At 37.3% G+C, this 13150-nt stretch carries 11 protein-coding genes and 1 pseudogene; 11 read left to right on the forward strand and 1 reads right to left on the reverse strand.

The window, feature by feature from the left end:
- Positions 1-51: 51 nt before the first annotated feature.
- Both HRK21_RS06790 and HRK21_RS06795 read left to right on the forward strand, forming a co-directional pair.
- A complete protein-coding gene (locus tag HRK21_RS06790) occupies positions 52-1320 on the forward strand; it encodes a DUF1214 domain-containing protein (protein WP_077905701.1) in 1269 nt (422 codons plus the stop codon).
- Positions 1321-1589: 269 nt separating this feature from the next.
- Positions 1590-4103: a LapB repeat-containing protein gene (locus tag HRK21_RS06795; protein ID WP_070006407.1), complete on the forward strand. Its 2514-nt coding sequence runs from the start codon at positions 1590-1592 to the stop codon at positions 4101-4103.
- A 146-nt stretch (positions 4104-4249) separates the two neighbouring features.
- Here HRK21_RS06795 and HRK21_RS14060 read toward each other — a convergent pair.
- A pseudogene (locus tag HRK21_RS14060) lies at positions 4250-4393 on the reverse strand (MucBP domain-containing protein); the annotation flags it as partial.
- Between the two features lie 223 nt (positions 4394-4616).
- On the opposite strand from HRK21_RS14060, the gene HRK21_RS06800 reads away from it, so the two are divergent.
- The 9 genes from HRK21_RS06800 to ispE all read left to right on the forward strand — a co-directional run bounded on the left by HRK21_RS06800 (position 4617) and on the right by ispE (position 13125).
- Positions 4617-5477, forward strand: a complete 861-nt coding sequence (locus tag HRK21_RS06800) for a GRP family sugar transporter (RefSeq protein ID WP_070006408.1) — start codon at positions 4617-4619, stop codon at positions 5475-5477.
- Between the two features lie 65 nt (positions 5478-5542).
- Positions 5543-7543, forward strand: a complete 2001-nt coding sequence (metG, locus tag HRK21_RS06805) for a methionine--tRNA ligase (protein WP_256093846.1) — start codon at positions 5543-5545, stop codon at positions 7541-7543.
- 152 nt (positions 7544-7695) lie between these two features.
- Entirely contained in the window at positions 7696-7833 is a 138-nt protein-coding gene (locus HRK21_RS06810) for a sugar ABC transporter permease (RefSeq protein ID WP_141008836.1), read from the forward strand.
- A gap of 70 nt (positions 7834-7903) precedes the next feature.
- Positions 7904-8677, forward strand: a complete 774-nt coding sequence (locus HRK21_RS06815; RefSeq protein ID WP_003735306.1) for a TatD family hydrolase — start codon at positions 7904-7906, stop codon at positions 8675-8677.
- Positions 8678-8968: 291 nt separating this feature from the next.
- Positions 8969-10177 (forward strand): resuscitation-promoting factor, encoded by a 1209-nt coding sequence (locus tag HRK21_RS06820; RefSeq protein WP_069887601.1) that lies wholly within the window; start codon positions 8969-8971, stop codon positions 10175-10177.
- 101 nt (positions 10178-10278) lie between these two features.
- The gene (rnmV, locus tag HRK21_RS06825; protein ID WP_003740177.1) at positions 10279-10854 is read left to right on the forward strand and encodes a ribonuclease M5; all 576 of its coding nucleotides are present in this window, start codon (positions 10279-10281) and stop codon (positions 10852-10854) included.
- Positions 10847-11734: a 16S rRNA (adenine(1518)-N(6)/adenine(1519)-N(6))-dimethyltransferase RsmA gene (gene rsmA / locus HRK21_RS06830; RefSeq protein WP_069887603.1), complete on the forward strand. Its 888-nt coding sequence runs from the start codon at positions 10847-10849 to the stop codon at positions 11732-11734. The genes rnmV and rsmA overlap by 8 nt, the downstream gene beginning before the upstream one ends.
- Before the next feature lie 119 nt (positions 11735-11853).
- Entirely contained in the window at positions 11854-12111 is a 258-nt protein-coding gene (gene veg / locus HRK21_RS06835) for a biofilm formation stimulator Veg (protein WP_003718261.1), read from the forward strand.
- Between the two features lie 138 nt (positions 12112-12249).
- Complete coding sequence (ispE, locus tag HRK21_RS06840) at positions 12250-13125, forward strand: 4-(cytidine 5'-diphospho)-2-C-methyl-D-erythritol kinase (protein WP_070006410.1); 876 nt, start codon at positions 12250-12252, stop codon at positions 13123-13125.
- Positions 13126-13150 lie beyond the last annotated feature (25 nt).

Below are 13150 nucleotides of genomic sequence, written 5' to 3' on the forward strand. Positions count from 1 at the left end.
AACTTCCGGTTTGATATATGCTTAAATTAATCTAAATTAAAGGTGGTTATGTTGATAATGAATGCGAAATTAGAAGTAAATGGTGAGCTTGTGAAAGAATCCTATGTTTATTTGTTGTCGCGATATCTCGTTTTACGCCAAGAAAATTTTGATACAAAAGAAGATAAAATACCGTATAACACACTTAAGCACAATTCGATTTCACCAGCAGATGCGAATTTTGTAAATCCAAACTTTGATGTTGTATATTCAGAAGCCTGGATAGCTGTAGATGACGAAAATGCTGTTGTTTTAGAAGTGCCAGAAATAAAAAATAGATATTATACGGTTCAACTTTTAGATGGCTGGGGTGAAGTAGTAACTAATATCAACGAACGTAATTTCCCAGAGCATCCACATGGAAAATTTGCTTTCGTTAAAAAAGGAACAAATCCTTCCATTCCAAATGACGCTGTAAAAATCGAATTACCATCAGAAAAAGTGAAAGTGCTACTTCGTGTAGAACAAAAAGACGATCCAGAAGGCGCAGTAAAACTTCAAAAAGCATTCAAATTCGATGCACCAGATAATATAAAAATTAAAGAACCACTAGAAATACCACATTTTACTAACGCGGAGTTCTTATTAGAAGAAATTTATTCCAATTTAGAAGAACTGCTAGCTACTTATCCAGATAAAATGCCAAAAGCAGCGGAATTCCAAGATAAAGCAAGAAAAGTCGCAGCTTATATTGAACTTGGTGATGAACAAAAAGCCGAAGTGAGAAACTTAATTGTGAAAGAAGCCATCCCATATTTTACTAATGGTGCAAAAGGATTCGGTACACAAAAAGGCGGATGGTCGGTTACTTATGTAGCTGGCGCATTTGAAAATGATATTTTAGCACGAGCAATCATTAATTACGGCGGTATTTGGGCGAATTCTATTCAAGAAGCACTATATTTCATCGGCCAAAAAGGTACGGATAATGAGTTGTTAACTGGCGATAAAGTTTATAAAATTCATTTCCCGGCAGACGAACTCCCATCAGAACTGGCAGATGCCTTTTGGTCCGTTACCTTATATAGTGTTCCAGATTATCACGTTATCCCAAACAAATTAAACAAATTCTGCATCAATAACTACACAGGTCCAAAACTAAGTGAAGATGGCAGTTTGACGCTTTATATCGCGTCAGAAAAGCCGGCAGATGTGGATCAAGGAAACTGGTTACCAAGTAAGGCTGGAAGAGAATTCTCATTAAACTTCCGTCTATACGTTCCGAAAAAAGAAGTATTGGAAGGGAAAGTATTTTTACCACCGCTTGAAGTTATAAAATAAACCCAATAAGCTAAGTATGAAACTATCAAACTCAGGTAGTAACATACTTAGTTTTTTTGTGCATAAAAATAAAAACGATTACACCTTTGTATTATAATGAGACTATTTTAAATCGTTTTGATACGAAAATACCCTTTTTGTTCACTAAAAAGACACATAAAGGGTGTTTTTCGTCTAAAACAACTACTAAAATTAGTCTTTTCTTCAGTTTTAGTCTGTTATGATAGAGCTATCAGATTAAATTAATCACAGCCTGGAGGAAACAAGAAATGAGAAAAATACCTGTTGTTGTTTCTCTTGCTTTGTGTTTTAGCCTAGTTAGTCCAAGTTTGTATGCTAGTGCAGATACAACCAACACTAAGGAAAAGGTAACTAGCAACACAAAACAACCTACCACTACCGATTCCGCGCAATCTAGCGGAACTGACAATACACAAACCATTCCGCAGAAAACGATAGAACCTAATCCAACAATACCTAGTGAAGACGCTACGAACACACCTTCAAACACCACAAATAAGAACGATACTCCTAAAAATAGTTTAAAATCAACTTCTGAAAACGGAAAAACTTATACTGAACTATTTCCAGATGCTAATTTAGCTAAAGTAATTGCTAAAAATATTAGCGGAGTAGAAGATATTAACGCAGAAGTAACAGATGCAGAACTTCAAAGTATCACTAACTTAGTAGCGACAAATCAAAACATCACGAGTTTAGAGGGCATTGAGCATTTAACGGCGTTGGAAAATATTAATGTGAACTCCAACAAACTCACTACCATAAATCCGTTACTTAACGTACCAACTCTAAAGTCCATTAGTGCAAATAATAATAAAATGACGGGAACTTTGAGTCTGGTGAACACATTGCCGGAGTTGCGCACATTAAATTTGAATGGTAATGCGATTACTGAATTAGATGTTGAAAACCAACCTAGTTTAGTAACCTTGTCAGCGGATGAACTAGAAGTGAAAAAGCTAACCTTGAAAAATTTAGCTCAGTTAGATGGCTTTGGAAGAATTGCTTCTAGTATCACTATTGATTGGGGCGAATTAGAAAGTATTACATTAACTAATTTACCGAAAATAGTGAGCATAGATATTAGCGGGAACTATTTGGACAGTAATGATATACATTTAGAAAATCTCTCTAATGTTACGAATCTAGATTTCAGTAGTAATGAACTCACTAAGCTACCTCAAATTACCGATTTTCCGCTTTTGACTACAATTAATGTAAGAAATAATAAAATCGATAAGCTAGAGTCAAGTAAATTAGTGAACGTACCAAAACTTACAATGTTAAGCGCGGACAAACAATCTGTTACACTCTCAAAAAAGATTGCTGCGGGGAACTTTGTAATAACGAATAATATTGAAAATCTAGGAGGGCAAATTACTTCTCCAAAAACAATTTCTAACAACGGAATTTACTCCAATCAAAGCATTACATGGGCAAGTGAAGAGTTAGCAGGTGTATCAAAGGTTTCATATACATTTGATGAAGTGATTAATAGCCCGACAATTAAAGGTAAGTATACCGGAACTGTAAATCAACCGGTGGACGTTAAGGCGTTACCAGTAATTACGGCTGATAAGAGCATTTCGTACGACCCTGTAAATGCGAAGGATGAGGCGACATTTTTACAAGATATTCATGCATCTGCTTCAGAAAATGCAAGGATTACGAGTGATTACAGTGAGGTAGTCGATTTCAAAGTGCCAGGCGATTACGTGGTTACACTACAAGCCGCAAATGATTTTGACTTAAAGGCTGACTCTGTTACTGTTGTTGTGCATATTAACGATATCCAAAAACCACAAGTGACGGTTGATGCGAATGAGGTTTCTTTTGAGGTTGGGACAGAACTTACTAGTGAAGCGATTCTTGCTAAATCTGGTGCGAAAGTTACAGATCTTTACGACGAAGAACCGAAGATGGAAGTGGATTTTTCCGAAGTTGATTCAAGCAAACTTGGAACATACGAAGTAACGATAACGGCAAAAAGTAAAAGTGGCGCTTCCGCAGATCCGCTGAAACTTACTATTAAAATAGTGGATACAGAAAGCCCTGTTATCCAAATTGGTAACCTTGAAATAGTTGTCGAAAAAGACAGCGTACTAACAGCGGAACAAATTATTCGTGACGCTAGAATAACGGCAACAGATAATTATGATAAAGATTTGAGTATTTACGTGGATTTAACGAAGGTAGATACTTCCAAACCGGGCAGTTATAAGGTAACCGTTTATACAAAAGATTCATCTGGTAATCGCTCAGGAACAGAAACGGTTATAGTGAAAGTTCCAGAAGCTAAAACTGGGAAAATTATAATTCAATATTTGGATAGCGAAAATAATGAATTAGCTGAAAGCGGCACGATTACCGGCGAAGTTGGCGCTACGTATGAAACGTTTGCTAAAGAAATTGAAGGCTATACCCTAAAAGAAAAACCAGTTAATGCTAATGGAGTATTTGAAGAAATTGGGCAAACGGTTCAATATATATATATGAAAGACACAATTAAGCCAGAGCTTCCAGTATACAATGAAAATAGTTTAATGCCAGAGGTGTCGAATAACGACCATAATTCAACTGCCGCATCGTCTCAACAAATACCAAACAATGCAGAAGAAAAACAATCAAAGATGTATTCAAAACAGAATCAAGTGCAGATAGCGCTCCCAAATACAGGAGATAGTACTAATTTGATCTTTGTTTTTATGGGTATTCTGTTGATTGCTGGGTTAACTATTTCTAAAACTAGAAGAAAAAATTGATAAAAATCACCTCGTAAATTTTTGCGGGGTGATTTTCTTTATTTAAAATAAAAATAATGGGACCCTGATTAAAAGAAGCTGTGTTCCAAAAATAGTTGTTGCTGTATTTTGATTCGTATCAACCGTTTTCTCCACTAAATTATGGATGGAGCATTCTCGTTAGTGTTTTGTAGTAATGCAATATTATTAGCATCTTGTGTATCAACGAGTGCGAAAATGGGTGTAAGTGCTATTTAAATGGTCAAGGAACTTAAAATTATAAGGCGGGCGATGTTTTTCTTCGTGAACATTAAATTGGAATTTAATTTTATTGCTTGAATACGGGGTAATAGTTAAAATTTAGTAACTTTTTTGGTATATTTTTTCTTAATAATGAACAATGAGAATCACAAAAAGATAGGGTAGCTATTTAAGTGCTTTTTACACCGAAAGCCACTACCATCTTCCTGGTATTTCAGCTATAATGAAGTAATTGAAAACTAAATTAAAGCATAAACAAGGAGGAAAAACGATTTGAACATTATGATTGCGCTGATTCCTGCATTACTTTGGGGAACAGTTCCGCTAATTATTACAAAATTTGGCGGTTCAACAAGACAACAAACAATGGGAATGACACTAGGGGCACTCACTTTTGCGGTAATCGTTTTCTTCTTTACTGACCCAGTTTATACGCTTAAAACAGTAGGAATTAGTTTTATCACAGGGTGTTTATGGACTGTGGGGCAGATGTTCCAACTGAAAGCATTCAAAATTATCGGTGTTTCTAAAGCGATGCCGATTTCTACAGGGATGCAATTAGTCGGAACAACACTTTGTGGGGTAATCTTATTTCATGAATGGGATACGACACTTCGAATTATTTTAGGATTTATTGCACTTGCGCTAATTGTTGGCGGGATTTTCTTAACATCCTATGCGGAAAAAGAAGAAGATGGAACTAATGCATTAAAACAAGGTTTAATCACATTATTCATATCGGCTTGTGGTTATGTTGGTTTAGTCGTTCTAATTCAAGGTTTCAAAATCGATGGAATTAACGCAATCTTGCCCCAAGCGATTGGGATGGTTTTAAGTGCGCTAATTATGACGCATAGCGGTGGCGTAGAAAAACGTTTCAATAAACGAACGCTTTTACTTATTATTCCAGGGATAATCTGGGCGGCTGGGAACGTTGCGATGGTTCATGCTAACCAACTTGTTGGCGTTGCGACTGGTTTTTCACTTTCGCAATTAGGAGTTGTTATCTCAACTATTGGCGGCATCGTACTTTTAAAAGAAAAGAAAACACAAAAAGAAATGTTTTTTGTTATTGTGGGCGTAGTTTTAGTCGTTCTCGGCGGGATTTTAATCGGCGTTGCAAAAGGCGCTTAATTAATTATTTCGTTTAGCGCGAAAAATGATATAATGATACTAATTGTTTTATTTTTAAGGAGGGAATTGTGTTGCCTGAAGAGAAAAATACGTTTTATATTACCACACCAATCTATTATCCAAGCGGAAAAGCGCATATCGGCCATGCTTATACGACTGTTGCGGGGGACGCGATGGCTCGTTATAAACGCTTAAAAGGATATGATGTGTTTTACTTAACTGGAACAGATGAGCACGGTCAAAAAATCCAAGCAAAAGCGAAAGAACGCGGAATTTCTGAACAAGAATACGTGGATGAAATCGCAGAAGGTTTCCAAGAACTTTGGAAAAAACTAGAAATTTCTAATACGGATTTTATTCGTACAACACAAGACCGTCATAAAACTTCTGTTGAAAAAATCTTTGAACAACTTTTAGAGCAAGGCGACATTTACTTAGGTGAATACGAAGGTTGGTACTCTGTTTCTGATGAAGAATACTTTACAGAAACACAGTTAGAAGAAGTATATAAAGACGAAAATGGCAAAGTAATCGGCGGAAAAGCTCCAAGTGGCAATGAAGTCGAACTTGTTAAAGAAGAATCCTACTTTTTCCGGATGAGCAAATATGCGGACCGTTTAGTAGAATATTATAATTCCCATCCTGAATTTATTCTTCCTGAATCTAGAAAAAATGAAATGATTAATAATTTCATCAAACCTGGTTTGGAAGATTTAGCTGTATCTAGAACAACTTTTGATTGGGGCATTAAAGTTCCTGGTAATCCAAAACATGTTGTTTATGTATGGATTGATGCGCTTTCTAACTATATTACTGCACTGGGATATAATACGGACAATGACACGAAATTCCAAAAATACTGGCCTGCTGATGTACAAATCGTTGGGAAAGAAATCGTTCGTTTCCACACAATTTACTGGCCAATTATGTTGATGGCACTAGACTTACCACTTCCAAAAATGGTGTTTGGCCACGGCTGGATTCTAATGAAAGATGGTAAAATGTCGAAATCCAAAGGTAACGTTGTAGATCCTTACATGCTGATTGACCGTTACGGACTAGACGCGCTTCGTTATTACTTATTACGTGAAGTCCCATTTGGTTCAGATGGTTTATTTACACCGGAAGATTTTGTTGACCGAGTAAACTATGATCTTGCCAACGATTTAGGGAATTTACTTAATCGTACAGTAGCAATGATTAATAAATACTTTGATGGCGAAATCCCAGCTTATCAAGGCAATGTCACTGAATTTGACCAAACATTAGTAGAGTTCAAAAACAATGTAGTGAAGGAATACGAAGCTAGCATGGAGCATATGCAATTTTCTGTAGCCCTAAACCAACTTTGGTCACTTGTTTCTCGCACAAATAAATATATCGACGAAACTGCTCCGTGGGCACTTGCCAAAGAGGAAGAAAAACGTGCAGAACTTGCGAGCGTCATGACGCATTTAGCAGAAAATTTACGTATTATCGCAGTACTTTTGCAACCATTCTTGACAAGAACTCCAGGAGAAATCTTCTTACAACTAGGTTTACAAGAAGAGAACTTGAAAAAATGGGATAGCATTTATGGATATGGTGAAATTCCGGCAGGCACAACGGTGGTGAAAAAAGGTACGCCAATTTTCCCAAGACTTGATGCGGAAGTGGAAGTTACTTATATTCAAGATGAAATGAAAGGCTCTGCACCAGCTCCTGCCGAAGAAGTAGCAGAAGTAGAAGCACTTGAAACTCCGCAAATCGGCATTGAAGATTTCGACAAAATCGATCTTCGCGTTGCAGAAGTAAAACAAGTAGATAAAGTGAAAAAAGCAGATAAACTTCTTTGCTTCCAATTAGACTTAGGTGAAGGGAAACTGCGCCAAGTGCTTTCAGGCATTGCAGAATTCTATCAACCAGAAGAGCTAATTGGCAAAAAAGTAATCGTCGTTTCTAACTTAAAACCTGTAAAACTTCGCGGACTAATGAGCGAAGGGATGATTCTTTCAGGCGAAAAAGATGGCAAATTAAGTGTCATCGAAGCAAGTAGCGCACTTCCAAACGGTGCAAAAGTAAAATAATAACAATGAGTCCTAATTCATTTGAGTTAGGGCTCATTTTTTCAGAAATCGTTTATAAATATAAACATGTTCATCATCAGTAGCAGTTCACTCGTTTGAAATGGTTATTCTATCCTTCGTATGGTTTAATCAAATACTTCTGGTATTGCAGGGTGAACTGGTTAACTGCTCCGCAAACGGTGTCAATTATCGTTATTACGATTGAATGGAAAAGTGCGAGTTTCGTCGGGTTAGTATTCCTTGATGGATTGCAAAATATTTCACCATTATACTACGAAGCTGCCAATTAGGTAGCTTTTTTTGTATGCATCAAAAATTATAGTATAATAGAAGGAAATGATTTTATTAGGAGGAATTCCCTTGCTATTTGACACGCATGTACACCTCAATGACGAGGCTTTTGATGATGATATAGAAGAAGTAATAAAACGCGCACAGGAAAATGATGTGACTCGTATGGCTGTCGTAGGCTTTAATAAAGAAACAATTGACCGAGCGCTTGAATTAGCCGAGAAATATGATTTTATCTCATTAATCGTCGGCTGGCACCCCACGGACGCTATTACATTCACGGATGCAGATTTAGAATGGCTCCGCGATTTAGCACTTACACACCCGAAAGTAGTTGCTTTGGGGGAAATGGGCTTAGATTATCACTGGGACACTTCGCCAAAAGAAACGCAATTTGAGGTTTTTAGAAAACAAATCCGTTTAGCGAAAGAAGTGAATTTACCGATAGTCATTCACAACCGCGAAGCAACAGAAGATGTTGTACGTATTTTGCAAGAAGAACACGCAGAAGAAGTAGGCGGAATTATGCATTGTTTTGGTGAAACTGTCGAAGTAATGGAAGCTTGCTTAGCGATGAATTTTTACATTTCATTCGGTGGAACAGTCACTTTTAAAAACGCAAAATTACCAAAAATTGCAGCCCAAGCTATACCAATTGACCGTTTATTAATTGAAACTGACGCGCCGTATCTCGCTCCGACCCCAAATCGTGGAAAAAGAAATGAACCTGGATACGTCAAGTTAGTTGCCGAAAAAATTGCAGAACTGAAAGAAATGAAATATAGCGAAATCGCCACGCACTCAACAGAAAACGCGAAAAGACTATTTAGAATCAAAGACTAATTGTAACATGATTGTAATATAAGGCCCAGTCTGTAACCCAATCTTAAGCTTCGTGTAGATAAAAATCATGACCGGGATAAAAACCCTTATTTTATGCCTACGACCAGAGACGTAGAAAAATGACACATTTCTGTTACATTTGACACTTTAAAAGAATGTTACATTTTAAAATGGCTCTATATCAACGTTTATCGAAGAAGTTTGCGAAGATATGAACAATCTGTATAAAAAATTGACAGTTCTTCCCTCCCCTGTATATAATCACTAGCGAAGTAGAAAGGGGAGAAATACATGACCATGGAAAACAGCAGTAACGTAGCCCAATCATCAAAATGGAAACTACCAATCATGATTGCAGGATTTGTTATTGTAGTAGCATTGGTTTTTTATTTCGTTTTCGAAGGAACTAAAAACGATATCACTATAGTAAACGCTGGTGAAAAAATTGAATCAAGAACACATGCTAAAACTGTTTCAGAAGCATTAGACGAAGCAGGCATTAAAGTAAGTGAACGTGATGAAATTGCTCCAGGGAAAAATGCAGAAATTAAAGACGGTATGGAAATCAAATATTTACCAGCTCGTCAAATTACAATAAATGATAATGGTACTAAAAAAGACGTTTGGAGCACAAAAACAAACGTAGCAGACTTGCTTAAAGATGAAAATATTACAACTCGTCCGCAAGATGTGTTAAACGTAGCATTAGACACTAAATTAAAAGATGGCCTTGAGGTTAACATTAACCGTGCCATTCAACTTTCCTTACAAAACGGAACGAAAAAAGATACAGTATGGACAACAAAAACAAAAGTTAGTGATTTACTAGCTGAGAAAAATATTAAACTTGATCAAGATGACCGTGTGTCACCTGCGAAAGACAGTAACTTAAAAGAAAAAATGACTGTAGAAGTTACATATGTCAATTCAAAAGCAGAAAAGAAAAATGAACAAGTTAAATTCGAAACAGTTTACAAAGAAGACGATAGCCTAAATAAAGGCGTTGAAAAAGTTGTTCAAGAAGGTAAGAACGGCGAAAAAGTTGTTGAGTATAAAGTAACATTTGAAAATGGCAAAGAGAAAAAACGCGATGTCATTAAAGAAAATGTCACTTCTAATAAAACGGATAAAGTAGTTGTACGCGGTACGAAAGAAAAAGTGGTAGCAACACAAGTTTCCAACTCATCCGCTTCAAATTCTTCAACATCAGCTCCATCATCAGGTGGTAAAACTTACAGAATGGAATCTACTGCTTATTCAGGTGGAGGTATTACAGCTTACGGTATTAACCTAAGTGCTAACCCTGGATTAAAAGTAATTGCAGTTGATCCACGAGTTATTCCGCTAGGCTCTAAAGTATGGGTTGAAGGGTACGGAGAAGCGATCGCTGGAGATACTGGCGGCGTTATCAAAGGAAATATCGTTGACGTTTATTTCCCAAATGAAAGTCAGTGCTATTCATGGGGTAGAAGAATGGTAACTGTCAAAGTGTTAAACTAATTTCGTATAAAAACGAGGCTGACTCATAGGGCCTCGTTTTTTCTTTGCCTAAAATGTGGTATGATGTATGTACTTATTTTATAAAAAAGGATGTAGTCATTATGAGCGGGAAGCCTGTAATACATGAATTTATAGTCGTAGAAGGACGGGATGATACAACAGCGATTAATCGTTCAGTAATTGCCGATACCATTGAAACTAATGGTTCTGCCCTATCACAAGAAACAATAGAGAAAATCAGACATGCGCAAGAGCTTCGCGGCGTTATTATTTTTACAGACCCAGATTTTCCCGGTGAAAAAATCCGAAAACAAATCGATTCAGCGGTACCCGGCTGTAAACACGCTTTTATCAAACGCCAAGACGCTTTACCAAAAGTGGGACGTGGCCTTGGGGTGGAACATGCCAGTAGCGCTAATATTCGGGAAGCACTGGAGAACTTTCATACAAGTGGGACTCCCACAGAAAAACAATTTATTCCCAAAGATATTCTTATTCATCTTGGTCTTCTTGGAGGAGCGGGAGCGAAAGAACGTAGAGAAAAAATCGGTAATATACTAAAAATCGGCTATACAAATGGGAAACAATTACAAACTAGACTAGAATCATTTGCAATCAGTGAAGAACAGCTAGTAGCCGCGTGCCAAAAGATTATGCAGGAGGAAGAAAATGAGTAAAGATATTGCAACTCCCGGAAGAACGACAGAAATCCTAAAAAAATATGGTTTCTTGTTTAAGAAAAGTCTAGGGCAAAACTTTTTAATTGATAGTAATATTTTGACACGAATTACAGATACAGCAGAAATAACAAAAGAAACAAATGTAATTGAAATCGGCCCAGGAATTGGCGCGTTAACAGAACAATTAGCAAAAACCGCTAATGAAGTCGTTGCATTTGAGATAGATCAACGTTTACTGCCAATTCTTGATGATACGCTTAGTACTTACAATAACGTCCAAGTAGTCCATGGCGATGTGCTAAAAGCGGATGTAGAGGAAGTTGTAGCAGAGCAATTCGCTAAGCCAGAACTACCGCTAAAAATCGTAGCCAATTTGCCATATTACGTAACCACGCCAATTATTTTAAAACTTCTACATGATAATATCCCGGCAGATTCCATGACATTCATGCTCCAAAAAGAAGTCGCGGACCGGATAAGTGCAGTTCCAAGTACGAAAAGCTACGGCAGTCTGACTATCGCGATCCAATTTTACATGGAAGCAGAATTAGCTTTTATCGTGCCCAAAACCGTCTTCATGCCGCAACCAAATGTAGATTCCGCGGTGATCCATCTGAAGCGTCGCAAAGAACCATTAGCTGAAGTGAACGACGAAGAATTTTTCTTTGAAGTAACAAGAGCTTCATTTGCTCAAAGAAGGAAGACCCTTTGGAATAACTTAGCTTCCAAATTCCCAGCTTTAAAACCTCGCAAAGACGAGTTAGTAGAAGGTTTAAATGCCATTGGAATAGACTTAATCCGTCGTGGTGAAACGTTAGATATTCCAGAATTCGCTAAATTAAGCAATTTTCTAGGGGATTTTTTAAAGGAAAAATAAATTTTTTCGAAAAGAGCGCTTTCTTAGTTGACAGTTAGCCCTTCTAACTGTTAAAATATTTGGTTATTGATTTCAGAACCGAACTATGCTATAATAGTTATTAGTGAGGTGGAAAATAAATGCCAAAAACCATTGCAAGCATTAAGACGAATTTAGATTCTAGATTAGGTAAAGCATTGACATTGAAAGCAAACGGTGGTCGTAAGAAAACGATTGAACGTTGCGGTATCCTAGCTGAAACATATCCATCCGTTTTCATTGTGGAGCTTGATCAAGATGAAAACAACTTTGAAAGAGTATCCTACAGTTACACGGATATCTTAACAGATGCAGTAGAACTTGTATTTACAGATGATAATAAAGAATTAGCTTTGTAATGAAGCTGAAGTAGCCGAACCATCTAGCGTGGTTCGGTTTTTGCTATACATAGAAGTTGTTTTGGGCCGCTAGCTACATATTTTTTCTTTCGTATGATAGAATAGAAAAAGAGATTTTGAACGCGGAGGCCAAGAAAAATGAAAATAAGCATAACAGCACCAGCTAAAATTAATCTTTCACTTGATGCGCTGTACAAACGTGAGGATGGCTATCATGAAGTGGAAATGGTGATGACAACAATCGACCTTGCTGACAGATTATACTTAGAACGCTTAGATGAAGACAAAATTGTGCTAGATGTAAAAGCGCACTTTATTCCGGAAGATCGTCGTAACTTAATTTATCAAGCGGCTCTTCTTTTGAAAAAGCGTTTTGATGTAAAGATGGGTGTGCGCATTACAATTGATAAGCACATTCCTGTTTCTGCGGGACTTGCTGGTGGTAGTTCAGATGCGGCGGCAGCGCTCAAAGGCTTGAATATTATTTGGGAACTTGGTCTTTCGATAGAAGAATTAGCTGAAATTAGTTCGGAAATTGGTTCTGATATCGCGTTTTGCGTATACGGAGGAACGGCACTAGCAACAGGCCGCGGTGAAAAAATTTCTGCGTTACCTAATATGCCCGGTTGCTGGATTGTGCTGGCTAAACCGAGCATCAGCGTGTCAACACCAACCATCTATAAAGAACTTCAAGTAGATAATGTAGAACACCCAGACACTGAAAAAATGATTGAATCCATCAAAAATGGTGATTTAGACGGAATTTTTGCGTCAACAGGAAATGTACTAGAATCGGTAACATTAGAAAAGAATCCACAAGTTAAACGAATAAAAGATCGGATGTTAGCGTTTGGTGCTGAGGCGGCTCTAATGAGTGGTAGCGGTCCGACGGTGTTTGCGCTCATCAAACAGTACTCCAGAGCAAAACGTGTCTATAACGGCTTGCGTGGCTTTTGTGAGGAAGTCTATATGGTTAGACCGTGGAGTGAAGGCGAGAGCGATATAAATAAATAACGAATGAATGAGAGGGGTCAAAGAA

Origin of the sequence: Listeria monocytogenes (genome assembly GCF_013282665.1) — a bacterium.
GTDB lineage: Bacteria > Bacillota > Bacilli > Lactobacillales > Listeriaceae > Listeria > Listeria monocytogenes_C.

Excerpts from the sequence above, each read along its gene's own strand:
- ispE (WP_070006410.1), top strand. The coding sequence starts at position 12,250 with ATGAAAATAAGCATAACAGCACCAGCTAAAATTAATCTTTCACTTGAT.
- rsmA (WP_069887603.1), top strand. The coding sequence starts at position 10,847 with ATGAGTAAAGATATTGCAACTCCCGGAAGAACGACAGAAATCCTAAAA.
- HRK21_RS06795 (WP_070006407.1), top strand. The coding sequence starts at position 1,590 with ATGAGAAAAATACCTGTTGTTGTTTCTCTTGCTTTGTGTTTTAGCCTA.
- veg (WP_003718261.1), top strand. The coding sequence starts at position 11,854 with ATGCCAAAAACCATTGCAAGCATTAAGACGAATTTAGATTCTAGATTA.
- HRK21_RS06820 (WP_069887601.1), top strand. The coding sequence starts at position 8,969 with ATGACCATGGAAAACAGCAGTAACGTAGCCCAATCATCAAAATGGAAA.
- rnmV (WP_003740177.1), top strand. The coding sequence starts at position 10,279 with ATGAGCGGGAAGCCTGTAATACATGAATTTATAGTCGTAGAAGGACGG.